This window comes from Flavobacterium sp. BFFFF1 (genome assembly GCF_002256285.1).
Lineage (GTDB): Bacteria > Bacteroidota > Bacteroidia > Flavobacteriales > Flavobacteriaceae > Flavobacterium.
The window spans coordinates 64,058-87,736 of the sequence record NZ_NKJE01000003.1; the positions used below are offsets into that span (position 1 = coordinate 64,058).

A 23,679-nucleotide genomic window follows, 5' to 3' on the forward strand; every position below is an offset into this window, starting at 1 on the left:
TTTATAAATAAATATATATGTACACATATTACACAAAATCAATATTTTAAAACCAATTATATAAATTTAAAAAACATCATAAATTGATCCGTATTCAAGGTTTTACAATTGTAATCATCCCTGCTGTTTTTCTTTTATTTACATTTGTAACACCAACTTAATTTACAATGTTAACTACCGCCGATTTTATCAAAAGACTCGAACAACTGATGGAACATTACGAACTCAACGCCTCCCTGTTTGCCGACAAGATTGGTGTACAGCGCTCCGGTATCTCCCACCTACTGTCCGGACGAAATAAACCCAGCCTCGATTTTGTAATGAAAATTTCAGAGGAATTTCCCGAAGTAAATTTGTATTGGTTGCTCAAGGGTGAAGGGACATTTCTAAACACAGCGGGAACCGAGTTCGAAGTGAGTCACAATACCACCACCGAACCAAAGCACACCAAGTCCCCCACCCTTCCGATTTCCCGAAATACAGCCATTGAGAAGATTGTAATTTTTTACCAAGATGGTAGTTTTAGCGATTACCAACCGCTTGCTGAAAAGCCCTGAAATAAGAAAACCCCGTTTTTGGGAAAACGGGGCTTTCAAAACCAATAAAACAAACACAAACTCCACGGCAGCAAAACTGCCTATTTTTTTATTCTCAGTATTTGGGGGCAAAAAGGATCAGCATCTCAGCAACCTTTATACACTCATTTACGATACAAAAAAGGGTTTGGTTTTCATTTGGATGTTTTTTTTTGATATCCAAAGCTTTTTTCGGGGAATTTACCTGTAACTCCTTCAAAATAAGCAATTAAAATTTTCATATCGGTATCGAAATTTCCTGTGGGATAAAACGCCGGATAGAGGACAACCTGCCTTTTCCCGTAATCAAACGCGATGGGAATGATCGGAACTCCCGCTTTGAGCGCAATGAAATAAAATCCTGACCGGAGTTCGCCAACCCACTTCCGCGTGCCTTCCGGAGAAATGGCCATCCGGAACACCTCACGTTCCCGAAAAGTTTCCGCAATTGCATCAACGGTATTGCGCCCGCCACTGCGGTCCAGGGGTGCACCACCCATCCAACGGAAAAAGCCACCCAAAGGAACCCGAAACAGCTCCTGCTTCCCTACCCAGTGCATGTCGAGCCCCACAATTCCCCTCGTAAACAATCCAATAAAGAAATCAATCCACGACGTGTGTGGCAGTACCATCAGTACCGACTTCCGGATACGCGCGTCCATCGTACCAGTAATACGCCAGCCCATCAGCCTGAAAAAAATAAATTTGTAGATGATTCGCTTCATTCGCCTTCAATATTTTGGTAAAAATAATATTATTGGCTTATTTTGAGCAAAATTCAACACTATGGTTCGCAGGCTGCTCAGTTACCTTATCCCGATGAACGTCGCGAGCAGGAAATCCACATGGAGCAAAAACCTTGAAATTACCTGGAACAACGGCCAGCTCGTGATGGATTCCAAAAACACAAACTACTCCTATGGCAGCCTCCAGCGCATCCTCCGCAAAGGCCTTCAATCGATCGGGTATAAGGAAATCTGCACCATGGAACACATCCTCGTGCTCGGCGTGGCCGGCGGAAGTGTCATCAAGACATTGGTTGATGAAGTAAAGTTCAAAGGAAAAATCACCGGTGTCGACATCGATGCACAGGTCATCGCGATGGCAAACGAATATTTTAAGCTGAACGAAATCCCAAACCTGGACATTATTATTGACGATGCGTTCGAGTTTGTACTTAAAACCAAACACAAATACAACCTCATCATCATCGACATCTTCCAGGACACTACGATGCCGAACTTCCTGTTTGAGGCATTCTTTTCCAAAAGACTGCATTTCCTGCTTGAGGATCGCGGCATCCTGTTATTCAACACCATGCTGCTCAGCGCTAAAGACAACCTGCGCAACCAGCAATACATCAAAGAGGTTCAGCCGCTGGGATTTGATATCCAACTGATCCCAAGGGTCGAGGAACACAATGAGTTGATTATTGCAAGGAAGGGTTGAGAATTACGAATTGGGAATTAGGAATTACGAATTGAGGCACAGGAACTCATAATTTATCATAATTCATAATTTGTAACTCATAATTGTACGTGCTTTGTCCAAATCTTCCGGCGTGTCAATCCCAATCCCGGCGTGTGTGGTTTCGACCATTTTTATTTTCTTCCCGAATTCAAGATAGCGCAGTTGCTCCAGCTTCTCCGACGCCTCCAGCGATTGCATCGGAAGGCGGTAGAAGTCCAGCAAGGCCTGTTTGCGGAAGGCATAAATCCCAATATGGCGGAAATAACGCACCCCGACGTTCTTTTCCCTGGGATACGGAATCACAGAACGGGAAAAGTACAACGCAAAGCCATTCTGATCCACGACTACTTTTACAACGTTTGGGTTGTTGATATCCACTTCGGCGGTAATCTGGCACATCAATGAGCCAAGATCAACCTGCTGGGCCGTATCAGCCTTAAACACCTGAATCAGCTTCGCCAACGGCTCCGAATCGATAAAAGGCTCATCGCCCTGCACATTGACCACGACATCCACATCAAGGTGCTCCACGGCCTCAGCAATGCGGTCGCTGCCCGACTCGTGTTCCTTCATACTCATAATCGCCTTACCCCCGCTGACGGTGACCGCGTCGTAAATGATCACAGAATCAGTCACGACAAATACCTCATCGAACAAACCTGTAGCCACTGCCGCCTCATAGGTTCGCAGGATCACGGGCTTCCCGCTAAGGTCCTGCATCAGTTTGGCAGGAAAACGGGTGGAGGCATAACGGGCGGGAATGACGGCTATAATTTTCATGGGCGGAATTGGAATTTGGATGCTAAGATAAGGGTTTTTGTTTATTGGGTGGCAGGGTTGTAAAGTGGCAAAGTAGCAAAGTCGCAAAGTTAGATAGTGGCTGAGTATTCATAATCCGGTCGCTTCGCATACTAAACTATCACAAACTTCGTTCGTAAACCTAACCAATACCAATTAAATATGAAACACAAAAAACTACTACTCGCCCTTTTTGCCACCACGCTTTTCTATGCCCATGCACAGGCACAAAAGGAAAATAAGGACAAGATCGTGGGTTGCTGGAAACTCGTCAAAATGGAGTTTGAAGACCCCAATGACCCCGGCAAAGAAGATGCAGATGCTGCCATCAACAGCGTCGTATGCCTGAAGAAAGACGGGAAATTTGAAACCAATGCACAACAACGCAAAGTACAGGGCGTTTACGCCATTTCAGCGGACGGGAAGACCATGACGCAAAGCATGGAAGGCATGGATGGTGGCGAAGACGGCGAAATCCTGCTTCTGACCGATACAAATCTCGACATCAGCGCGGCCGGTGCCATTCTGCACATGGTTCGGATCAAGGAATAAATCGGTGTCCAACATCAGTTGGCACGACATAAAAAGGCCAATAGCATTTCCGTCCGTGGAAGTCCTATTGGCCTTTGCTTTTTATCCAAAATGGCCCGCAATCCTGCGCGCAGTATCTGCTATTCCAACCCATACCTGCGCACCAGCCGATCGATTTTCTCCGAGGGTTTGTCGCGGCCTGCCGACAGTACCGCGGCGGTCACCAGCGCTCCCACGACGTAATAACCCACCGTCAGCGCCTTCACCGTGTTGTTCCTGGCAACGGGTTGGTCATGCAGCCCCATCTTTTCAGGAAGCACCACCGCGCCCACACCAGCCACCACGCCCAGTGTAATGGCCCGCGCCCAGTAATGTTCAGGCTGTCCGGCGCCAATGAGGCTGTAATAGGCCGCATTCGACAGGATGTCACCGCCCAGCGTTGCGCCATAAAGGGTGTCTTTGTCTTTGATTTTATCGATTCCCATCTGCTCAAGCCCCTCCTGTAGCGCTTCTTCGCCCAACAGGTCGATCCGCGGCGTGTTGTGCAGGTGCTTTAGCGACTCATGCAGTACATTCAGCGCGACGGCTCCAGCCAGCCCTGCCAACGTGTTTTTTATTGTTCCCATAATGATACTCTTCTTTAGATTCCGAGGACGGAACACGAAATTCCGTTTCACGTAAAACTACGGCAAGGGTACGCCAAAAATTTATGGACTGCCCGTTTAATATTGTGGGATTTACGGGGCAACCCTAATGGTTTCATGTCGCTTTTGACGGTGAATACTTGGGTTTATACAATCGGCTCATACCGGTGCTGCAATAACATCCGACGCCCTCACAACTCAGTTGCGGCCTTTGGAACTGAATACAATGGGCTGGACAAAAAGACGTTATGGAAAAAGCGATTACATTTTACAAGGTGAGGAGCAATTGTGTGAAACCGCTGTTGTGTGCCGTTTTATTTCATTTTGCATTGAATTATCGCAAAGTTTAAAACGCTGTCTTTATTAGCTTTTAAATCTGACGGTGTTTCGAAAACTTGATAATCTGGTAATCTTTTTTTGGAGTAATCTTTGTTTAATTCGCCAAAGCACAAGAATGGCATGTCAACTTCAATTCCACTGTAGGGTAACTTGATTTTATAACCTTGCCCAGCACAAATTGTATTGCAAAAAATATCACCGCCGTTTTCTTCACCTACAAAGTAAATTTTTCTTTGGGATTTTTCTCTGTTTTTGTAGAGTTCACTGACTACTCCATTTGTGGCTGAAAAAGAACCACCATTTATCAGTACTACAAGATTACCTGTGAAAACATCTTTTGGAACGTTTTTATTTTCTGGCGACATCATTTCTACATACACATCCTTGATGTAATTGCTACTATCGTCTCTTAAAAACTCTTTTGGATTCGCAATAAATCCTTTGACATCGTCAGACAAATCTATTGTATATTGACTAAATTTAAATTCGCTCCCAGGAACTTTTATAATGCCTTTGGATTTAGCAGGAGCACTATTCAAATATGAAAGTAGTATATTGTCATAGCCATCACCTCCGCCTTCATTATTTCGAAGATCGAGTATAACATTCTGGATACCGTTAGATTTGATATCTGTAAACGTGCTGTCTAAAAACTGTTCATATTTCTGTCCAAAATTTTCAATGAATCCTTTATAAAAACTGCCAATTTTTAGATAGGCAGTCTTATTCGGAAGACCAAGTTTGTATGCTAGTTGCTTATCATACTGACTGATACTTTTCTTGTTCTTGGAAGTGTATATATTGTCTATTGCTTTTGGAACAAGTAGTTCTATGTAATAGTCTGTTTTATCATTTTCTAACTGAATTGCAATTCCTTTTTTTTCTGGATAAAATAAGTTGAACAAATAATTAAAATAGAAATAATTATAGAGGGAATAGTATTTGAATGTCTGATTTATTCCATCCGCCGGAATATATTTTATCATCCGCTCAATAAGTTTTTTTGCGCTTAAATTGTTTATACTTTTTACTACCGAGTATCTGGGAAAGAGTTGTTCTTTACTACAATCCTCTTTAATAATTAGTTGTTTGTTTACAATCAAAAATTCATAGGGCAGATAAAGTTTTGTAGTGTCCAGAACTGCCATTCTGTAATTCACATTACCGTTGTTTGGCAATGATATTCTTGTATGGCCGTGATTCAAAGTAGTAATTAAATACCGAAGCTTTAAGTAGTAGTTTTCAATGCTGGAATTATTCTCGAAAGTATTTTGAATACTATCACATTTTTTACGGAAGGCAGTTTCGGTAATGAAATAGTAGAGTCCCGAATGGCCTTCCTGAAGTCCGCCTTTGAAAATTGCGAACTCCTCATTTTGCTGTTTGACGCTCAGAAGCGAAGGCTGTCCATTGACATTTGTAACAGTAGTTAATGGCAAGAAAGAAATTAGAAGTAAAAGCTTCTTCATGAATTTTAGTTTTTGTAATGCAAAGCTTCACTTTATTTTAAAAAAAAGGGTGGCAAACACTAGTTTTTTAGACTCAAATTATGATTTGAGACGAAATTTTTGTGTTTAGATTCCTTCTATTGTTCCTAAAAATGGCACACAGCTAATTGAAATACGAATATTGCGAAAATGTGTTTAAAAATATCCTAAATATCTAAAATAAGCACATTGATTTGTTAACAAAATACTAAATATATATTAAAATAGCTAAATTTCTGTTAATGACGTATTGCTAAAAACACTGTTTTAGTAGTTTTATTCTTATTAACAATTAATTTTTTGATTTATGCCTTTTACAAATTTTGACAGCAGGCACTTCGCTGCCGCAGACAAGACCGCAGTCAATACTGCGCTTGCAACACTTGAAACCGCTTTGGCTAACAAAGTGGCTAACCTTGACGCTGCCGAGCGCCAGCAGTACGGCAGCGTAAACGAACAGAACAAACTCATCATCAACAAGGTAAAAGATTACCGCGACAGCCAGCCTACGTTAAGTAGCCCGGATGTGGATTGGGTAGAGTTTGCAAACGATCATGACACGCGGAACTACCTGCAAACGACCATCCAGAGGCTCCAGAGCCTGATTGATGGCTTAAGCGGCGCGAAGATCCTTCATGATTACGACAATTACCAGGCTTCGTTAACCGACTATGATTATGCGAAGTACAAATCGGCGACGCAGGCTACCGGGTACAATACCAAAGTAAATGAACTATCACAATTCTTTACCGGTGGTGATCCCCGTACCTCTAAGAAAGAAAAAGAAGCCTAAGAGGCTTTGAGCCACACGAGACCCGGATTATTCCGGGTTTTTTTATGCCCGGACGTGGTTGACCACGTCCTGAACTCCGTCAATCGGGTTATACAACGTGGTACACCAGGTTCCGGACGTGGTAAACCACGTCATATCATGTGGTAAACGGGTTAAATGACGTGGTGTACCCCGTTACACGACGGGGTAAATGGGGCAAAAGATTTGGTCGACCACGTATGACAACGGGGTTAACGGAGTAAACGACGTGGTAGACCACGTTGTCGGACGGGGTTTCAGGGCGTCGGGATCTCATCAACCGGGTCGTGGGCGGGGCATATGGGCTTGCGAATGGTACATGTGGGGTGATGGACGTTGCCGTTGGCGTAATTGGGTTCGTCACCGGGAATGGGCTCCCGATAGCCGATGTCCCGCACCCTACCGATGGAATGAAGCCAATGCCATTTGGGTGGACACGATCAAACCGCCCCATCCCGAAACACATCATTTTTTGATCACGCCATTTGATATTATAAAAAAGAAGTATCTTTAAAACGGTTTACATTGCGGTTGAACCGACCGGCTTTTGTAACGCAAAAAATAGCATAAACACAAACCTCAACAACCGATGGGCTACACGAATGCCGACCACTATTTCCTTAATGGAGGCGGGCAAATGGGCGAATTGATCCGGGCGAAGGACTGGAGCCGGACGGCTTTGGGCGACCCGGCACACTGGCCACAGAGCCTGCAGACGACCGTGGCGGTGATGCTCGAGAATCCGTTTGGCATGTCTGTCATCTGGGGCACGGAATACACCCAGCTTTACAACGATGGATACCGCCCCATCCTCGGCGCGACCAAACACCCTAAAGCGCTTGGGAACAGCGTCCGCAATACCTTTCCTGAAATATGGGACACCATCGGCCCAATGTTTGACGCCGTGATGCACGGAGAATCCATACGGCATACCGATTTCCTGCTCTTATTAAACCGAAATGGCTATGAGGAGGAGTGTTATTTTGACTTTTCGTACAGCCCCATCCGAACGGAAACGGGAGCCATCGGCGGCGTGCTGATCACCGTTGTAGAAACGACCGAAAAAATCAGGGTACAGGCAGAGCTGATAGAAAGCACCAAAGAGTTGAAGTTTGCGATGGACGCGGCTGAACTCGGGACCTGGGATTATGACCCTTTCACCAATAAATTTTCGGCCAACGATCGTTTGAAAGACTGGTTTGGATTGTGCGCCGATGAAAAAATTGCGCTCCACCACGCTACAGATGCCATTGCCGACAAAGACCGCGAACGGATCATCATGGCCATCTACAAGGCTTTGGATTATTCGTCAGGCGGTATTTTTGACGAAGAGTACACGATCATTAACCCGTTAACGCAAAGAGAAATCGTCGTTGAAGGCAAAGGAAGGGCATGGTTTAACGAGGAAAAAATCGCTTACCGGTTTAACGGCGTGTTGCAGGAAGTGACTGAAAAAGTGTGTTCCAGAAAAACACTCGAGGAAAGCGAAGCACAGTTGCGCATTGCCATCGAGGGTGGCGAATTCGGCACGTTCGATTTCTTCCCGAACACCAAACAACTGATCTGGTCTGATAAGACCCGGGAATTGTTCGGATTGCCAAAAGATGCGCCTGTCAATTATGAGACTTATCTGTCAGCTATACATCCCGACGACCGGGGAAGATCGATGTCCATTGCACAACAGCAGGAACAGTTGAAGCGAGGCGGTCTATATGAACTGGAATACCGCGTCATTGGCATCAGCAATGGACAACTGCGGTGGCTGCGCTCTAAGGGTAAAGCAACTTACAATCAGAATGGGGAAGCGATTCGGTACACCGGCGTCGTACAGGACATCACAAAGCAAAAGGAATCCGCGGAAATTATTCGGGAAAGTAACGAGCGCTTTCGCAATATGGTCGAACAGGCACCCGTGGCGATGAGTGTATTAAGGGGTCCGCAGTTCGTCGTAGAAGTTGCCAACGAAAAGCAGCTTCAGCTTTGGGGCAGGACATACGGGCAGGTCATGAACAAACCCATCTTTGAGGCCATCCCTGAAAGTACGGGACAGGATTTTGAGCAACGGATTGCGCATGTGTTCGAAACCGGCAAACCGTTTGTAGCAGATGAATTCCCGATAACTTTGATTCGGAACGGCAGGGAAGAAACGATTTATGCCAATTTTGTTTACGAACCCCTGTTTGACAGCCACCACAACGTAAACGGTGTCTTATCGGTTGCGATTGACATCACGGAACAGCTGCTGGCCCGCAGGAAGATTGAAGAACGCGAAGCCCAATTCAGCGCCCTGTCTGACAACATCTCGCAGTTTGCCTGGATGGCCGATGACAAAGGGTCGATATACTGGTACAACAAACGCTGGTTCGATTATACGGGAACCACGCTTGAAGAAATGGAGGGATGGGGCTGGACAAAGGTACACCACCCGGATCATCTGGAACGGGTTGTGGCTAAAATACAGCATTCCTGGGATACGGGTGAAGTGTGGGAAGATACCTTTCCGATCCGAAGTAAAGACGGCGAATACCGCTGGTTCCTGAGCAGGGCATTGCCGATTCGGGATGCAGCGGGACAAATCATCCGATGGTTTGGCACGAATACCGACATCAACGAACAGAAACAGGCAGAGGAACAATTCAAAGTACTTGCAGACCAGGCCCCCATGTGGGTTTGGCTGACGGACAAGGAAGTCAATGTTTTATATGCCAATCCGGAATTGCTCCATTTTATTGGCATTGAAGATTATACCGCTTTCACGGGCCGTACCTGGGAAGAAAAAGTACATTCGGAAGATATAGCCGTTGTGCTGCAGTCTTTTGCGCAGGCCGTATCGGAGCAACAAACGTTCACGTGTGAATTTCGCGTGCTGAATGCCGCCACGCAACAATACCAGTGGTTTTATATTAAGGCCGTACCACAGGTGGAGTCGGGTGAATTTTCCGGCTTTATCGGAACCGGCATCAACATCAACGAGCAGAAAATAATATTGTCTCAGCTGGAATACCGGAAAGCACTGCTGGAAGCGCATAACGAATCGAGTCTGGACGGCATCCTGTTGGTGGATACAAAAGGGAATATGCTTTCGTATAACCACCGTTTTATTGAAATATGGAACATGCCCCAGACCATTGTGGACGCTAAAGACGATCATGCAGCATTGGAATTTGCACTGACACAATTGGTCCATCCGGAGACCTTTATGGTGCGTGTAAACTGGATGTATGAGAATCGCGATGCCGTGAGCGTAGACGAACTCGAGTTAAAGAACGGGAAGGTTATTGAGCGGTATGGATACCATGTAGCGGGCGCTGACGGGAACTACTATGGATGCAGTTGGATATTCCGGGATGTCACGGAGCAAAAGCAATTTCAGAAGATCATCAAGGAAAGTGAGGAAAAGTTCCGCCTGCTGGCAGACTCGATGCCGCAACACATCTGGACTTCGGATCCGGAAGGGAATTTGAATTACTACAACCGTTCGGTCTTTGATTATTCCGGACTGACGTGGGATGAGATCCATGAAAAAGGCTGGATGGACATCGTTCACCCTGATGATCGGGAAGCGAATATTAAACAGTGGCTCCATGCCATTTCCACAGGCACTGATTTTTTATTCGAGCACCGCTTCAGGAAACACGATGGCACCTACCGCTGGCAGCTGAGCCGGGCGATACCACAACGGGATCAGGATGGGAAGATTCAAATGTGGGTGGGAACAAGTACGGATATTGAGGAACAGAAAACCTTTACCCGGAAACTGGAATTAGAGGTTAAGGAACGTACAAAACAATTGGAGTTGAACAATGTACAGTTGCAGAAAATGAACAAGGAACTGCAGTCTTTTGCCTACATCAGCAGCCATGACCTACAGGAGCCGTTGCGGAAGATCCAGACTTTTGCCAGCCGGATATCCGAAAAAGAGCAGGATAATTTGTCTACCGATGGCAAGGACATGTTTCTGCGGATGCAGAATGCTGCAAACAGGATGCAGACGTTGATTCAGGATTTACTGGCGTACTCACGCATCAATCCGGCTGAATACGAATTTGAAACGACAGACCTGAATAAAATCGTCGACGAGATCAGGGAGGATTTTCACGAAGAATTGAACGAAAAGCGTGCCACGATTTCGACAAACCATTTGTGCGTCACCGATATTATTCCGTTTCAGTTTCGACAGTTGCTCGTGAATTTAATATCGAACGCGTTAAAGTTTGCGAGTCCACAGCGCCTGCCCCACATCGAAATTAAATGTGAGGTTGTAGACGGAAGGGAATTGAAAACCCTGAATCTGTTAAAAAAGAACTATTGCCATATTTCCGTTTCTGATAACGGCATTGGTTTTGAACAAGAATACAGCGAAAAGATATTTGAAGTTTTCCAGCGGCTTCACGCCCGAAATGAGTATGAAGGTACTGGTATCGGCCTTGCTATCGTAAAAAAGATTGTAGACAACCACCATGGCGTCATCACTGCAAACGGAACAATCAACAAAGGGGCTACTTTTGATATCTACATTCCCTGCAGGGACCATGTAAAAGCGATACCGGATGCCAAAATGCAAACCACAAGCTAATCAAATCAGGTTCCGAATGGCGCATTGGCTTAGGCATATGATCCTTCCTAAATTAAACTATCATTACGATTTAAAACTATTTACACAATCCAATGTCTAAAATATTCTTCACCTCGGACCAGCATTTTGGTCACGCCAATATCATCAAACTAACCAACCGCCCATTCGCAAATGCCGAAGAGATGGACCGCGAATTGATCAGACGCTGGAACGAACGCGTTGCACCGGAAGACGAAGTGTACCACCTTGGCGACTTCGCGCTGAGCACAACGGAAGCGCTCACCGACGTGTTAAATCAGTTGAACGGCACCATTTACCTCATCAAAGGCAACCACGACAAGACGGCGCTGGCCCTGCCCAAACGCTTCAAATGGATCAAGGATTATCACGAAGTCACGATAAAAGATCCCGATGCCTTCAATGGCTCGCGGCTGATCATCCTGTTCCACTATGCGATGCGCATTTGGCGGAATGACTTCCGGGAATCGTGGCACCTTTACGGGCATACGCATGGCACGCTGCCAGACAAGGAACACAAACTGGCCATAGATGTGGGTGTGGATTGCCATGACTTCTACCCTATTTCGTATGACGAAGTAAAAGCGATCATGAAACGTAAGCAATGGAAAGCGCCGTTTGGGCCGCGTTAGTGCACTCGTGGATGCATCCCCTTTTGAATTAACCGTTCCGCTTTGAACGTGGGGCGGTATTAAAGGTTACCTTTGGAAAAATCCAAAAATGAACAAACGAGGCCCCATTATTTTTATTGAAGACGACACAGACGACCAGGAGGTAATTGCCGAAGTGTATGCCGAACTGGACTGTACCAATGAGATCATATTTTTCTCAGAAGCAGAAAAAGCGCTGGAATTCTTAACCGAAACCAAAATCAAGCCTTTCATCATTTTTTCGGACATCAACATGCCCCGGTTGAGCGGATTGGAATTAAGGGATAAGGTCCGTGAAAACAAAGCGCTCGAAATCAAATCCATTCCGTACCTGTTCTTCACTACTTCCGCCGAACAGCAATACGTAATCGATGCCTACTCCAAATCGATTCAGGGATTTTTCGTCAAGCCTTCCAATTACACCGAGCTAAAGAAAGTCCTGACCGTGATTATTAACTATTGGCAGCACTGCGTTTCTCCGGAATATACCGGATAAAAGTCAAGGTACCTGAATCCCATAAGATTTATACAGAATACTGTAAAATTATGGGCAAACCATCCGATAATTTTACAGTAAAGCAACACTAAAACTATCCGATGGAAACTACCGATAAAAACAACCAGGCAGCGGAGGAACATCCCGTTGCAGAAAATCTATCCCGGCACGACGATCCGACACCGGTTACCACACCTGCTGCGGACGGCACCAGGCAACAACACATAACAGGAAACGATGAAAATCAAAATGGGCGCCTTGAGCGTAATGACGACATTGATAATGCAAAGGAGTCAGGGACCCGTTAACTTTTCACTTGTTTTGGTTTGGGCGGCACGAAAGTGCCGCTTTTTTTTGTGTCATTTTTTAACGGCTTTCATCATGTTAAAGAAGGCAGGTGTGTCATTTAATGTTTTAGTTTTGTAGGTGTTCCTGAACCATCAACCGCGGTTCGGGCACGAATTGGGACAATGAAAAATCACGAATACGCCATAGTCGATATTGAAACCACCGGTGGCAACGCCCGGGGCAGCCGCATTACGGAAATTGCGATCATCATACACGATGGCGTTACAGTGATTGACCGTTGGGAAACGCTGGTAAACCCACAGCAGGAGATTCCGTTGCCGATATTTGCATTGACCGGTATTACTAACGAGATGGTCGCTGACGCACCCGTGTTTGATGACATCGCCGAAAAGGTACACGGATTGCTCAGTGACCGGATATTCGTGGCACACAATGTCAATTTCGACTATTCCTTCTTATGCCACCAGCTTTCAGAAAGCGGATTCAAATGGAGTGCGAGGAAGTTGTGCACCGTACGCGCCGCAAGGAAGATCAAGCCGGGACTGCCATCTTACAGCCTGGGGAACTTATGCCGTTCGCTGGACATTTCGCTCGAAAACCGACACCGTGCCGGCGGCGATGCCGATGCGACTGCCATTTTATTTTCACAGTTGATTGCATCGGATAGCCAACAGGTCATTGCCCAAATGATTAAGAAAACGGCACAGGACCAGCGATTGCCCCCTAACCTGCCGCCTCAGGACTTTGAACAATTGCCTGCGAAACCGGGCGTTTATTATTTCTATAACGAGGCGCGAAAGGTCATTTATGTCGGGAAAGCAATCAATATAAAGAAGCGGGTGGCCTCCCACTTCACCGGGAACAGCACCACACCGCAGCGGCAGCATTTTTTGCGGGATATCTACGGCATTTCGTTTGAAGTTTGTGCGACGGAACTGATGGCCTTGTTGCTTGAATGTACCGAAATCAAAAAGTTGTGGCCCACGTACAACCGCGCGTTAAAACGCTTTGAGGCCAAATTTGGGCTTTATGAATATGAAGCCCGCAGCGGATACCGTTACCTGGCGATTGGGAAGGTCGGTAAATTCCAGCGCTGTATCGAATCCTTTAATACGATTCATGAAGGCATCAATCTGTTGCGCAGCCTGTCAGAACAATTTGATATCGACCATAGGTTTTGCAAGTACTGCCTTCCGCAGGTGTTTGAGCCATTTCACCACATCGATTCGGAAGTATTGCCCAATGTCGATCAGCACAATGCTCAAATTGACAAAGCGATTGCATTTCTGGCGGACAGCAGGTCCAGTTTTGCCATTTTGGATAAAGGCAGGTCGGAAGAAGAGCGCAGCTGTATCTGGGTAGAAAATGGCCGTTTTTATGGGATGGGTTACATTCCGACGGATGTTGCCATCACCGAAGCCGGGCTATTAAAAGAATACGTAATCCCATATCGGAGCAACCAGTACATCATGCAACTGATCGGCAATTTTGCAAAGAAATTCCCAAACAAGATTATCACAGTTTAAACTTCATCCCTAAACTGTATTCACCTTACTTTCGCTTATTTTTTTAGAACAAAAGACACCCCTATGGATTACGAAAAATTCATTTTCTGCCTTGAAGCCGTTGCCGATGTTGAAGCCGATACCGCAACGCCAGTGCTACGGAACCTCGAACAACTGGCCTCTCGCGAAGGCATTGAAAGCATTTATAAAACCTGTGACACGATTGAAGGGCTTGAAGACAGCCTGAATGCGCTGCTGTACGACGACCATCATTTTAAGAATTATGAAATCATCTACCTCGTCATGCAGGGAGCCGAAAATAACATCTGCCTGAATAATTATTATTACAGCCTCGAGGAAATCGCGGAAATTTTTGAAGGCAGGCTGAAGGGCAAGATTATGCATTTCGCAAACGCCAAAGTGCTCGACCTGACGCCTGAGGAAGCACAATACTTCCTTGATGTTACAGGAGCACGCGCGATTTCAGGTTACGGAAGGCCGTCATTGGTGGTGAGCAGCAGCGGTTTAGACAACCTGTTTTTCAGTCTTTGCCAGGACGATGACGATGTGGTTGACATTGTGGAAACGCTACACGAAAAGCAGTATGCGCTGTGCCAGTTGTTGGACTTCAGGCTTTATTATTGAGTGCTTTTCGTTGTTATCCACAATCATAATGTTAACACAAAAACGAAGGTCCCGCCGGAATAAGGCCTACCTTTAAGAAAAGTAAACAATATGTCAGAAAAAAACAAGAAGCAATTTGGGGTCTGGATGGACTCGCACCATGCAACGATTGTAGGAAAAGCGCAGGACGGCCAAGGTGATTTTATTATACTGGGCCACGTGAGCAGTGCTGCCCGCGACAACAATTCAAACGAAAAAACGGCAAACAACCACGAAATTGGGCTGACGCAAAAGTTCTTTAAGGAAATCGCGGCAATGATGCCAAACATCGACCAGGTCCACATTACCGGCACCGGACAGGTGCAGGAACAATTTATGAAATTTCTTGCGGAAACGGCACAATACAAAAATGCCGAATCGGAAGAAAGTACTTCAAACAAAATGAGCGAGGAAAACCTGGTATCTTTTATTGCGAAGCATTTTAATTAAAATTTTGCATTATTATTGATTCACAAGCCGTTGATTTAACCAGCGGCTTTTTTTTATGATATTGATTTATTCCTCCGTAAACGATGACGGTATGTCGGATTTTACTTATTTTCGGACAGCAATTTGACCATCCGGATGATAAAGAAGCATTTTATTTTGATTGGCACTGCCATAACGCTGTTGTTGATGACAACGGCCGCGATGTTTTATCCCGGCGGATCGATGTTTGATAAGCATAGTGTCGGTTATAGCTGGCGGCACAACTACGTCAGCAACCTGTTTGGTGAAGACGCGATCAATGGTATGCCTAATCCCGGGCGGTACTGGGCGCTTTGCAGCATGATCTTCCTTTCTGCCACCTGCTCCCTTTTCTTCATAGAGTTTTCCAGAAAGATCCCTGACGCACGCGCGGCAAAAATCATCCGCTATTCAGGGATTACCTCAATGGTGTTTGCCGTTTTTATCGCAACGCCCCTGCATGACCTGATGATCTCGATATCAAGCAGTATTTTCCTGCTGAGCACCTTTTACATCACGGTATTTATCTTTAAATCGCGGCTTCACCTTTTTAAATGGCTCGCAGTCTTGTATCTCGCTGGTTTTTATGGAACGTTGTACATTTACAACTCAGGTGACGTACTGGAATACCTGGCTGTAATCCAAAAAGCGCTTTTTGCGATGACCGTGGTCGTGGTACTCGCATTGCATTATGGTACTAAGGCAACGGATTTTGTTCCAAAAAAGGATGTTACCCACGCCACAGACAATTAAGACGTCGTGCAAAGTTTATTGATGTAGTGCAAATTTGCCCGAATGGTTATTTTTTAATAATTGTTAAAGCAATAGTTGTTTCCAAACCAATAGATTTGTGATGTATGCCCAAAAAATAATTAAAACCACCCGACGGCCTATGATTTTCCAATTTGGATTTTACAGTTCGCTTTTGCTCATTACTTTTTCGCAGGGTATTCTTTACAGCCTGTTGCTTTTGAGGAAAGGAATAAAAAATGGAGACAAATCAAACTACTGGCTTAGCGGTTTTATTTTTGTATGCAGCCTGTATGTAGCGCCCTGGATGCTTGGGTTTGCTGGTTGGTACGACAACCAACCTTATCGGGACATTTTATTTTATACCCCGTTTCATCAATTATTCTTATTTGGTCCTTTAATTTTCTTTTACACACAAAGCCTTTTAAACCCGAATTTCAGGTTATCGGTAAAGTCGGCGTGGCATTTTCTTCCCGCAGTGTTGTACCTGTTGTACAGTCTTGGGATGTGGGTATATGACCAACTGATCCATCACGGCTACTATTTTTATGCTGATGGTGCGGATAAGGATTTTGACTTTTGGTACCAGTGCTGCGGATTCATTTCCATGCTTGTCTACCTGGTGCTGAGTATCCGATTTTACAATATTTACAGGCGTTTTGTTTTCCAGGTCACCAGCTTTGCCGAAAGCATCCTGTTTAAATGGGTAAAAACGTATTTGGTTTCGTTTTTGGTTTTAATGTTGTTGCCGATTGCTTTTGATTTGCTTGGATTGATTTTTCCCGAAGTAAAGACGTATACCGGAAGCTGGTGGTTTTTCCTCGCTTTTTCGATTGTGATGTATTACATCGCCATTACAGCCTACTCCAACCCGGTGATTTCAAAAATACCGTTCAGGTTGTCCTTTTTTGACTCCCATCCGGTCATGTTGCTGGCAGACGATCAACATCCGGAAACCGAAAATGTCATTGCAGTGGAAGAGGATAGCATCCCCGTTTCTGACAATGCAGAAATCCGGGAATGGAAAATCCGGATCGAAGCGTTGATGGAGCAGCAGCAGCTGTTTAAAAATCCGGAATTGACATTATCAGAGGTGGCACGATTGCTGCAAAGCAATGCCTCGGTCATTTCAAAAGTGGTAAACCAGGGATTCGGGCAGAATTTTAATGACCTGATTAATAAGTACCGTACTGAGGCCGTTATCAAATGTATTGCGGATGGCGCGCATAAAAAATCCACATTACTGGGCATTGCATTTGACTGTGGCTTTAATTCAAAGGCCACTTTCAACCGGGCTTTTAAAAAACACACAGGCCGCTCACCAAAAGATTATACAGCAGTCTGATACACATAGGTCTCAAATCATGATTTGAAGCGATTGACGCGGATAGATGGCGCAAATTTGCCTTGTATAACGCTAAAATCAATTATCATGAAAAGCAAAAATTTATTCTTCACACTTGCATTATTTATTGCAGTACACATGTCCGGGCAAGTCAATGGATCCGGAAAAATCATTTCCAAAACCTACGATTACAAAAACTTTGACAAGATCAGCCTGATGGATCTTACGGGAAAGGTGTCCATCGAAATCGGAAAAACCTGGTCCATTAAGACCGAGATCGACGACAACCTGCAGGACCTTTTGGAGTTCACCCGGAACGAAAAAGAACACCTGCTTGCAATTTCATTCAAAGGCAATCAAAAAAGCAAAATGTACATCGGGCAATCGAATGTCAAAATTACGATTACGATGCCCGAAGCCTCAGTCATCATCCAGGATGGCAACAGCGACCTTACCATCACCAATCTGTCTGGCCGTTACCTTCGGATTGAAAACCTCTCGAATGGCAACATTACCGCGTCCGGCAAAGTAGACCAGGTAGACATCCGCCACGATGGAAACGGCGATGTTGACGCCGGGAAACTGGTTTGTGCTGTCGCAGAAATTAAAAGCTCAGGCAACGGCGATGTGACCATATGCGCCAACGAAGCACTTGACGCATCTGGTTCAGGCAATGGAGAAATCGTCAACACCGGAAAGGCATCGTTTTCCAAAACATCATCAAAGCAGGGCAACGGCAAACTCATCAAAAAAATAAACCAACGTTAATACAATCCCTATGAAAAAAATACTCTCCCGGTTAACCAAACCAATGACAATGAAATATTGGTGGCAGGATCTTTTGTTCGCAATTCCAAGGATCGTCTGCGGCTATTTACTGACCTCAAATTTCGGTGCTGCCAAGTTTGGCATGCCCTGGTCCCCTCCCGATAACAATCTCGGTTTGTTTGAAGTGGCGTTCTGGTTCCCGAACGATGTCGCCCAGTATGGCGGAATATTCGCTACGTTTTCTGTGTTCTTCGCCTGGATGGGTGCCTTCAGCGAAGCGGTAGGAGGCTTGATGCTGGTGGTGGGATTCCAGACGCGTATTGCCTCATTCCTGTTGGTCTGGACAATGATTGTCGCTTCTTTTGTACAGCATTTACATGATGACATGTGGAATAAACTCCCCGGCATGGGCTTTTTATGGGTGGCGATCTTTACCACTATTTTGGGATCAGGAAAGTTTGGACTCGATTATCTACTAACACTAAAATCAAACAAAAAATGAATGCATTTACCAAATTAATCATTCTTGCTGTGTTGGGATTACTAACCAGCTGTGTGCAGCCCTCTTACAATCGTACCGTCGTTTTTGAACTGGATGCCAAAGCGGTCAAAGACATCAAAACCGTTGGGATTCGCGGAAATGACAAACCACTGAACTGGGAAAACGATTATCCGATGCAGTTTGACCCTAAAGACAGCCTTTATAAAGCTACCGTCACCGGAAAAACCGGGTATCTTTTTACCGAATTTAAGTTTGTTGTAAATGGGGATTTTGAACTTAAGGAGCGTGACAACAGGAAAGTGTATTTTAAAAATCAGGATACGATCGTGTACAAAGCCACATTTGATAAACTTCCTTAGACTATTACTTTAAAGTCAGGACCAACAGCCCTGCGATGATCAGGCTGCCACCAACCGCCATCTTCCATGTGAATTGTTCATTCAGGAGAAGCAGCGACAGCAGCACGGTAATCACAATGCTTCCCTTATCAATCAATGCGACCTGTGAAACATCGCCGAGCTTTACCGCGCGGAAGTAGAATATCCAGGACAACCCAGCAGTAATTCCGGAAATGGAAAGTATTAGAATATCATTTCCGGAAAGGTTCTTAAAATCCTTCGCTGATTGGAAAAATAGCGCATTTATGGCAACGACAATCACCACTGAAATCGTCCGTACTACAAGTCCTGTATCGCTGCTGACATTTTTCAATCCCATCTTGGCTATGACAGAAGTAAGTCCGGCGAAGAACATCGAGATTATCGCGAAGACGATCCAGTTTTTCATAATGAAGGCATAAGTGTATGCGTAAATTTAAAAAAATAGATTGGATTAATTATATTTGGTCCAAACGCAATGCGATGGCAAAAAATAAAACTACTGAGACCGACGTGAATGTCGAGGATTTTGTCAATAAAGTCGGTCACGAAGGAAAACGCAACGATTCGTTTAAACTCATGGCACTTTTCAGTTCGCTGACAGGTAAAGAGCCCAAAATGTGGGGACCGACGATCATCGGGTTTGACAGCTACCATTACAAATATGCCAGCGGACATGAAGGCGAAGCCCCTCTGGCGGGTTTTTCGCCGCGAAAAGATGCGATCGTCCTGTATTTCGCCTCCGATTATAAGGACCGTGACGCCTTGCTTGAAAAATTGGGGAAACATAAAAGTTCAAAAGCCTGCATTTATGTAAAAAAACTCGAAGACATTGATTTGGGTATTTTGGAGCAGATGATCCTGAACTCGATGGCAGCGATTCGTGAATTATATCCCTGAAATACATGATAAGAAAATAAAACGTCCCTAAGTAACGCACTTTATATGAAACGACCTTTGTTGATTTTTTTGGCGGTGTTCGTCATTTTCGGTTATTCGTTTATCGGGGCAACTGCTAAAGTTGAAGGCGAGTATGCAAAAATCAAACAACCGTTGGTAGAAGACACCTTGGTCTATCTCAAAAAATTATCGGTTACAGGCGATTTCGACGGCGATGGTAAGCAGGATACCATTTATCAGAATACGCTTAGTGGCATTACCCATCAGTTTGTCGATAGTTTTCCGGCCAGCGCATGGGATTCTATACAAATCTATTTTGACCGAATTGACGCCGATGTGTTTTTAACTGTCCGCAATCGGAAGTGCGATACGTTGCACCTTGGCTCCGGCGGCGGACTCTATTGCCTGATTAATATGGGTGATAACAACAAGGATAAGAAAGACGAGATCGCTTTAGTGTTGGATAATTATAGTTTTACAAACATCAGCAATTGCACTATTTACTCGCTTTGTGGCAGCCAGTGGCAGGAACTGAAAACTTTTCAAATCCACCAGTTTGCTTTTGAGTATGAAGGTATTGATGAACCCGTCTTTAAACGGATTAAGGGATTTTTAGAGTCCCGGAAAAACAAATGGTTTTATATTGATTACATGGATTGGTTTAATGCCGAAAAAAATCAGGATACTGTTTTGAAACCCTTGAAAATAAGGAAGTGTAATTGATTACTCTTCAAAATATTCCTTGCCAAACCCAATCAGGTATAATTTATCCTTCGCCCGGGTCATCGCGGTGTACAACCAGCGCACGTAATCCCTATTGATGCCATCCGGAAGGTACGGTTGTTCTACAAAAACGGTGCTCCATTGACCACCTTGTGACTTATGACAGGTGATCGCATATGAGAACTTCACCTGTAAAGCATTGAAATATTCATTTTCCTTTACTTTCAGGAAACGCCGGTATTGTGCCGTTTCATGCTCATAATCCTTCATCACCTCATTGTACAATTTGTTCGATTCGTCATACGTCAGTGAGGGCGATTCGCTGTGGATGGTATCGAGCAACAACACGGTATCAAACGGAATCTGTTCCGGATAATCGATCATCCGGATGCGTACTTTGGCAAATTTAAAACCATACAACTCTTTCAAGCCATAAATCTGGAGTACTTCAATAATATCACCATTGGCAATAAAACCAGCGACATCCGATTCCTTAAGCCAGAAATAATTGTTCTTGACTACCATCAGTAAATCGCCTGCGGAAAGTTCGCTTTCCTTATCTAGGATTCTGGACCTGATCTGTTGGTTATATTGGTTCGCACGTTTATTTGACCGGACTATGAACGCCGTATCCTCAATGCCAAGATTCGCATAAGCGGAGTGGATCGCATCCTGAATTTCATAGCTGTCTGTCAACCGGACAATATCCTTGAAATGACTGAGTTCGAACCTGAATTCCTCGTAAAAATCTTCCTGCAGCATCTCTCGAAGCAAGGTCGCATTGTACAGAATTCCTGAGCCTTCCTCCTGCCGCATGACTTCATCGAGTTCGATATTGTAGACGTCCTTTTGGTAATGCAGGGAAAGCGTGTCCGTATCCAAAGCCGGCGATACCTCCAGATTAACGGGTGGAAGCTGCGCAGTATCACCCAGCAAAATCAATTTACAGCCCGTCCCGGAGTAGATATAGGAAATCAAATCATCGAGCAGCGAGCCATTCTCGTACATTTTGCTATCAGAAACCGAATCGGAGATCATCGACGCTTCATCAACAATGAAAATGGTGTTTTTATGCTTATTGGGCTGTAGCGTAAAGGATACCCCGCCTACTTTTTTCTTTGGAAAATAAATCTTTTTATGAATCGTCAGCGCTTGTTTCTTTGAGTAATTTGCGATGACTTTAGCAGCGCGCCCGGTGGGTGCCAGCAATACATATTTTTTATTGATCTCGGGCAGGTTGCTTACAATGGCTGAAATTACGGTCGTTTTTCCAGTTCCGGCGTAGCCTTTGAGCACAAAAATTTCGTCCTGGATTTTATTGGTTACAAAATCCGAAACCTGCTGAAAGAAAATATCCTGTTTGTAGGTAGGCTGGAATGGAAAATTTCTTTTCAGGATCGTATAGAATTCGCGGGCGTCCATGTGATTTTTTGTCTTGCCGCAAAGTACGCAAAGTTTCCCCGAAATATCATGGGCACAAACCACCAAAAAAATTGTAAGTTTGCCTCATTCACAATTTATATGTCGGCCAATACCAGCATCACCGAAAAAAACTACAGAAAACTGATTATCCGCGCGGGCCTGGAGGGTTTCTCCTTTGCCGTTAAGGACACGCTGAACAATCAGATCCTGTCATTTGAAACGGTTGATTTTTCCGGTTATCCGCGTACGCACAAAGTGGAAGAACATTATTGGAAAGCGTTTCTGGAATACCGTGAGCTGACAAAAATATACGATGAAGTGGTTGTATTGCATGACAACAGCCTGAACACTTTTGTGCCATCAGCACTGTTTGATGAGGCATATGCGGGAAGTTACCTTCAATACAACACCAAAGTTTTTGAATCCGATTTCTTTACGTTCGACAGTATAGAAAGTCCGGAAATCAAGAATGTATACGTTCCTTATGTGAACATCAATAATTTTTTGATTGACCAATTTGGGCCATTTGAATACAGGCACGTAAGTACTGTGTTGGTTTCGAGGCTGCTCGACCTTTCTAAAAACGTCGACGAAAAGCAGGTCTTCGTTCATTTCGAAAACAAATGTTTCCAGATTGTGGTGGTCCAAAACAGGAAACTGTTGCTGTTTAATTCTTTCGAATTCCAGAATGCCGCGGATTTTATCTACTACCTATTATTTACCGCTGAACAGCTGAACCTGAATCCTGAAAGTTTCCGGTTGCAGCTCCTTGGCGCAATAATTGAGGACAGCGAACTGTTGCGGATTGCCTACAAATATGTCCGCTATGTTTCACTGTTGGAAACAACGGCTTTGACTTTTCAGAATGACTTTTCACACGACCAGAATCTGCAGCATTTTATCTTACTCCAATCATGAGGATTATTTCAGGAAAATACAAAGGACGGCGCATTAGTGCTCCAAAAAACCTGCCCGTACGGCCAACGACCGATATGAGCAAGGAAGCACTTTTCAATATTATCAACAACCACTTTAATTTCAGCGGATTAAAAGTCCTCGATCTTTTTTCAGGTACGGGCAACATCAGCTATGAGTTTGCTTCGCGTGGCAGTGCACCGATTGTCAGTGTTGACGGCGATTTCGGCTGTGTGAAATTCATTAAGCAGACCGCGTCCGAATTTGACTTTGACATCGCTGCAATAAGAAGTGACGTTTTTAAATTCCTTGAAAAACACAAGGGTTCGTATGACATTATCTTTGCCGATCCGCCATACGGAATGGATCAGGCCTCATTTGATAAGGTAATTAAACTGGTTTTTGAAAATGAACTGCTCGAAGAAGACGGTATGATGGTGGTGGAACATTCCAAATACACGCCGCTGGACCATTTGATCCATTTCTCCTATAAGAAAAGCTATGGTGGCTCCTTTTTCTCTTTCTTTGAATTTGAAAGCAATGAAGCACAGGATATTGAAGAAGGCACCGAAGAGGAATAGTTTTAAACGGATGCTGGGCAACCAGAAAACCAATCCCAACTATCGACGCTTTCCGT

At 44.6% G+C, this 23,679-nt stretch carries 26 protein-coding genes; 20 read left to right on the top strand and 6 right to left on the bottom strand.

Translation table 11 applies throughout. The features are described 5' to 3' along the window. The first annotated feature begins 167 nt into the window (after positions 1 to 167). A complete protein-coding gene (locus CFE23_RS02470) occupies positions 168 to 557 on the top strand; it encodes a helix-turn-helix transcriptional regulator (RefSeq protein ID WP_291083492.1) in 390 nt (129 codons plus the stop codon). A gap of 173 nt (positions 558 to 730) precedes the next feature. Here CFE23_RS02470 and CFE23_RS02475 read toward each other — a convergent pair whose 3' ends face one another. Next, positions 731 to 1,300, bottom strand: coding sequence for a 1-acyl-sn-glycerol-3-phosphate acyltransferase (locus CFE23_RS02475; RefSeq protein WP_291083495.1), 570 nt, complete (start codon positions 1,298 to 1,300; stop codon positions 731 to 733). Positions 1,301 to 1,361: 61 nt separating this feature from the next. On the opposite strand from CFE23_RS02475, the gene CFE23_RS02480 reads away from it, so the two are divergent. Further along, positions 1,362 to 2,024 carry a methyltransferase domain-containing protein gene (locus CFE23_RS02480; protein ID WP_291083498.1) on the top strand — a complete coding sequence of 221 codons (663 nt, stop codon included), beginning with the start codon at positions 1,362 to 1,364 and terminating at the stop codon, positions 2,022 to 2,024. A 63-nt stretch (positions 2,025 to 2,087) separates the two neighbouring features. On the opposite strand, the gene kdsB is transcribed toward CFE23_RS02480, so the two are convergent. Then, positions 2,088 to 2,825 carry a 3-deoxy-manno-octulosonate cytidylyltransferase gene (gene kdsB, locus CFE23_RS02485; protein ID WP_291083501.1) on the bottom strand — a complete coding sequence of 246 codons (738 nt, stop codon included), beginning with the start codon at positions 2,823 to 2,825 and terminating at the stop codon, positions 2,088 to 2,090. 180 nt (positions 2,826 to 3,005) lie between these two features. Between kdsB and CFE23_RS02490 the strand changes: the two genes are divergently transcribed. Next, positions 3,006 to 3,395, top strand: a complete 390-nt coding sequence (locus tag CFE23_RS02490) for a hypothetical protein (RefSeq protein WP_291083505.1) — start codon at positions 3,006 to 3,008, stop codon at positions 3,393 to 3,395. 119 nt (positions 3,396 to 3,514) lie between these two features. On the opposite strand, the gene CFE23_RS02495 is transcribed toward CFE23_RS02490, so the two are convergent. After that, complete coding sequence (locus tag CFE23_RS02495; RefSeq protein WP_291083508.1) at positions 3,515 to 4,036, bottom strand: hypothetical protein; 522 nt, start codon at positions 4,034 to 4,036, stop codon at positions 3,515 to 3,517. Positions 4,037 to 4,332: 296 nt separating this feature from the next. Next, positions 4,333 to 5,826, bottom strand: a complete 1,494-nt coding sequence (locus CFE23_RS02500; RefSeq protein WP_291083511.1) for a S41 family peptidase — start codon at positions 5,824 to 5,826, stop codon at positions 4,333 to 4,335. A 325-nt stretch (positions 5,827 to 6,151) separates the two neighbouring features. Between CFE23_RS02500 and CFE23_RS02505 the strand changes: the two genes are divergently transcribed. The 13 genes from CFE23_RS02505 to CFE23_RS02565 all read left to right on the top strand — a co-directional run bounded on the left by CFE23_RS02505 (position 6,152) and on the right by CFE23_RS02565 (position 19,064). After that, complete coding sequence (locus CFE23_RS02505; protein WP_291083514.1) at positions 6,152 to 6,637, top strand: hypothetical protein; 486 nt, start codon at positions 6,152 to 6,154, stop codon at positions 6,635 to 6,637. 607 nt (positions 6,638 to 7,244) lie between these two features. Further along, entirely contained in the window at positions 7,245 to 11,231 is a 3,987-nt protein-coding gene (locus tag CFE23_RS02510) for a PAS domain S-box protein (protein WP_291083517.1), read from the top strand. Positions 11,232 to 11,323: 92 nt separating this feature from the next. Next, a complete protein-coding gene (locus tag CFE23_RS02515; protein WP_291083521.1) occupies positions 11,324 to 11,881 on the top strand; it encodes a metallophosphoesterase family protein in 558 nt (185 codons plus the stop codon). A gap of 88 nt (positions 11,882 to 11,969) precedes the next feature. Continuing rightward, positions 11,970 to 12,395, top strand: coding sequence for a response regulator (locus CFE23_RS02520; protein ID WP_291083525.1), 426 nt, complete (start codon positions 11,970 to 11,972; stop codon positions 12,393 to 12,395). Positions 12,396 to 12,496: 101 nt separating this feature from the next. After that, positions 12,497 to 12,703, top strand: coding sequence for a hypothetical protein (locus CFE23_RS02525; protein ID WP_291083528.1), 207 nt, complete (start codon positions 12,497 to 12,499; stop codon positions 12,701 to 12,703). A gap of 162 nt (positions 12,704 to 12,865) precedes the next feature. Further along, a complete protein-coding gene (locus tag CFE23_RS02530) occupies positions 12,866 to 14,230 on the top strand; it encodes an exonuclease domain-containing protein (RefSeq protein ID WP_291083531.1) in 1,365 nt (454 codons plus the stop codon). A gap of 63 nt (positions 14,231 to 14,293) precedes the next feature. Then, on the top strand, positions 14,294 to 14,854 hold the full coding sequence (locus CFE23_RS02535; RefSeq protein ID WP_291083534.1) for a DUF6642 family protein: 561 nt from the start codon (positions 14,294 to 14,296) through the stop codon (positions 14,852 to 14,854). Between the two features lie 90 nt (positions 14,855 to 14,944). Beyond that, positions 14,945 to 15,322 carry a hypothetical protein gene (locus tag CFE23_RS02540; RefSeq protein WP_291083536.1) on the top strand — a complete coding sequence of 126 codons (378 nt, stop codon included), beginning with the start codon at positions 14,945 to 14,947 and terminating at the stop codon, positions 15,320 to 15,322. 135 nt (positions 15,323 to 15,457) lie between these two features. Continuing rightward, on the top strand, positions 15,458 to 16,093 hold the full coding sequence (locus tag CFE23_RS02545) for a hypothetical protein (RefSeq protein WP_291083539.1): 636 nt from the start codon (positions 15,458 to 15,460) through the stop codon (positions 16,091 to 16,093). 139 nt (positions 16,094 to 16,232) lie between these two features. Beyond that, the gene (locus CFE23_RS02550; protein WP_291083542.1) at positions 16,233 to 17,435 is read left to right on the top strand and encodes an AraC family transcriptional regulator; all 1,203 of its coding nucleotides are present in this window, start codon (positions 16,233 to 16,235) and stop codon (positions 17,433 to 17,435) included. An 87-nt stretch (positions 17,436 to 17,522) separates the two neighbouring features. Further along, the gene (locus CFE23_RS02555) at positions 17,523 to 18,203 is read left to right on the top strand and encodes a DUF2807 domain-containing protein (protein WP_291083545.1); all 681 of its coding nucleotides are present in this window, start codon (positions 17,523 to 17,525) and stop codon (positions 18,201 to 18,203) included. 10 nt (positions 18,204 to 18,213) lie between these two features. Then, positions 18,214 to 18,705, top strand: a complete 492-nt coding sequence (locus CFE23_RS02560) for a DoxX family protein (RefSeq protein ID WP_291083548.1) — start codon at positions 18,214 to 18,216, stop codon at positions 18,703 to 18,705. Further along, positions 18,702 to 19,064, top strand: a complete 363-nt coding sequence (locus CFE23_RS02565) for a hypothetical protein (protein WP_291083551.1) — start codon at positions 18,702 to 18,704, stop codon at positions 19,062 to 19,064. Before CFE23_RS02560 ends, CFE23_RS02565 begins: the two co-directional genes overlap by 4 nt. A 4-nt stretch (positions 19,065 to 19,068) precedes the next feature. Here the strand turns inward: CFE23_RS02565 and CFE23_RS02570 are convergent, their stop codons facing one another. Next, the gene (locus CFE23_RS02570; protein WP_291083554.1) at positions 19,069 to 19,491 is read right to left on the bottom strand and encodes an EamA family transporter; all 423 of its coding nucleotides are present in this window, start codon (positions 19,489 to 19,491) and stop codon (positions 19,069 to 19,071) included. Positions 19,492 to 19,565: 74 nt separating this feature from the next. Here CFE23_RS02570 and CFE23_RS02575 point away from each other — a divergent pair, with 74 nt between their 5' ends. Together CFE23_RS02575 and CFE23_RS02580 are read left to right on the top strand one after the other, a co-directional pair. After that, positions 19,566 to 19,982 carry a DUF1801 domain-containing protein gene (locus CFE23_RS02575; RefSeq protein WP_291083557.1) on the top strand — a complete coding sequence of 139 codons (417 nt, stop codon included), beginning with the start codon at positions 19,566 to 19,568 and terminating at the stop codon, positions 19,980 to 19,982. Positions 19,983 to 20,027: 45 nt separating this feature from the next. Continuing rightward, positions 20,028 to 20,705, top strand: coding sequence for a hypothetical protein (locus tag CFE23_RS02580; RefSeq protein WP_291083560.1), 678 nt, complete (start codon positions 20,028 to 20,030; stop codon positions 20,703 to 20,705). Here CFE23_RS02580 and CFE23_RS02585 read toward each other — a convergent pair whose 3' ends face one another. Beyond that, a complete protein-coding gene (locus CFE23_RS02585) occupies positions 20,706 to 22,127 on the bottom strand; it encodes an AAA family ATPase (protein WP_291083562.1) in 1,422 nt (473 codons plus the stop codon). Positions 22,128 to 22,226: 99 nt separating this feature from the next. On the opposite strand from CFE23_RS02585, the gene CFE23_RS02590 reads away from it, so the two are divergent. Together CFE23_RS02590 and rsmD are read left to right on the top strand one after the other, a co-directional pair. Continuing rightward, positions 22,227 to 23,045, top strand: a complete 819-nt coding sequence (locus CFE23_RS02590; RefSeq protein WP_291083565.1) for a DUF3822 family protein — start codon at positions 22,227 to 22,229, stop codon at positions 23,043 to 23,045. Continuing rightward, positions 23,042 to 23,623, top strand: a complete 582-nt coding sequence (gene rsmD, locus CFE23_RS02595) for a 16S rRNA (guanine(966)-N(2))-methyltransferase RsmD (protein ID WP_291083568.1) — start codon at positions 23,042 to 23,044, stop codon at positions 23,621 to 23,623. Before CFE23_RS02590 ends, rsmD begins: the two co-directional genes overlap by 4 nt. Positions 23,624 to 23,679: the final 56 nt, after the last annotated feature.

Excerpts from the sequence above, each read along its gene's own strand:
- CFE23_RS02580 (WP_291083560.1), top strand. The coding sequence starts at position 20,028 with ATGAAACGACCTTTGTTGATTTTTTTGGCGGTGTTCGTCATTTTCGGT.
- CFE23_RS02540 (WP_291083536.1), top strand. The coding sequence starts at position 14,945 with ATGTCAGAAAAAAACAAGAAGCAATTTGGGGTCTGGATGGACTCGCAC.
- CFE23_RS02585 (WP_291083562.1), bottom strand. The coding sequence starts at position 22,127 with ATGGACGCCCGCGAATTCTATACGATCCTGAAAAGAAATTTTCCATTC.
- CFE23_RS02555 (WP_291083545.1), top strand. The coding sequence starts at position 17,523 with ATGAAAAGCAAAAATTTATTCTTCACACTTGCATTATTTATTGCAGTA.
- CFE23_RS02520 (WP_291083525.1), top strand. The coding sequence starts at position 11,970 with ATGAACAAACGAGGCCCCATTATTTTTATTGAAGACGACACAGACGAC.
- CFE23_RS02500 (WP_291083511.1), bottom strand. The coding sequence starts at position 5,826 with ATGAAGAAGCTTTTACTTCTAATTTCTTTCTTGCCATTAACTACTGTT.
- CFE23_RS02590 (WP_291083565.1), top strand. The coding sequence starts at position 22,227 with ATGTCGGCCAATACCAGCATCACCGAAAAAAACTACAGAAAACTGATT.
- CFE23_RS02550 (WP_291083542.1), top strand. The coding sequence starts at position 16,233 with ATGATTTTCCAATTTGGATTTTACAGTTCGCTTTTGCTCATTACTTTT.
- CFE23_RS02470 (WP_291083492.1), top strand. The coding sequence starts at position 168 with ATGTTAACTACCGCCGATTTTATCAAAAGACTCGAACAACTGATGGAA.
- CFE23_RS02475 (WP_291083495.1), bottom strand. The coding sequence starts at position 1,300 with ATGAAGCGAATCATCTACAAATTTATTTTTTTCAGGCTGATGGGCTGG.
- CFE23_RS02530 (WP_291083531.1), top strand. The coding sequence starts at position 12,866 with ATGAAAAATCACGAATACGCCATAGTCGATATTGAAACCACCGGTGGC.
- CFE23_RS02545 (WP_291083539.1), top strand. The coding sequence starts at position 15,458 with ATGATAAAGAAGCATTTTATTTTGATTGGCACTGCCATAACGCTGTTG.
- CFE23_RS02480 (WP_291083498.1), top strand. The coding sequence starts at position 1,362 with ATGGTTCGCAGGCTGCTCAGTTACCTTATCCCGATGAACGTCGCGAGC.
- CFE23_RS02570 (WP_291083554.1), bottom strand. The coding sequence starts at position 19,491 with ATGAAAAACTGGATCGTCTTCGCGATAATCTCGATGTTCTTCGCCGGA.
- CFE23_RS02525 (WP_291083528.1), top strand. The coding sequence starts at position 12,497 with ATGGAAACTACCGATAAAAACAACCAGGCAGCGGAGGAACATCCCGTT.
- CFE23_RS02505 (WP_291083514.1), top strand. The coding sequence starts at position 6,152 with ATGCCTTTTACAAATTTTGACAGCAGGCACTTCGCTGCCGCAGACAAG.
- CFE23_RS02490 (WP_291083505.1), top strand. The coding sequence starts at position 3,006 with ATGAAACACAAAAAACTACTACTCGCCCTTTTTGCCACCACGCTTTTC.
- CFE23_RS02510 (WP_291083517.1), top strand. The coding sequence starts at position 7,245 with ATGGGCTACACGAATGCCGACCACTATTTCCTTAATGGAGGCGGGCAA.
- CFE23_RS02535 (WP_291083534.1), top strand. The coding sequence starts at position 14,294 with ATGGATTACGAAAAATTCATTTTCTGCCTTGAAGCCGTTGCCGATGTT.
- rsmD (WP_291083568.1), top strand. The coding sequence starts at position 23,042 with ATGAGGATTATTTCAGGAAAATACAAAGGACGGCGCATTAGTGCTCCA.
- CFE23_RS02560 (WP_291083548.1), top strand. The coding sequence starts at position 18,214 with ATGAAAAAAATACTCTCCCGGTTAACCAAACCAATGACAATGAAATAT.
- kdsB (WP_291083501.1), bottom strand. The coding sequence starts at position 2,825 with ATGAAAATTATAGCCGTCATTCCCGCCCGTTATGCCTCCACCCGTTTT.
- CFE23_RS02515 (WP_291083521.1), top strand. The coding sequence starts at position 11,324 with ATGTCTAAAATATTCTTCACCTCGGACCAGCATTTTGGTCACGCCAAT.
- CFE23_RS02565 (WP_291083551.1), top strand. The coding sequence starts at position 18,702 with ATGAATGCATTTACCAAATTAATCATTCTTGCTGTGTTGGGATTACTA.
- CFE23_RS02575 (WP_291083557.1), top strand. The coding sequence starts at position 19,566 with ATGGCAAAAAATAAAACTACTGAGACCGACGTGAATGTCGAGGATTTT.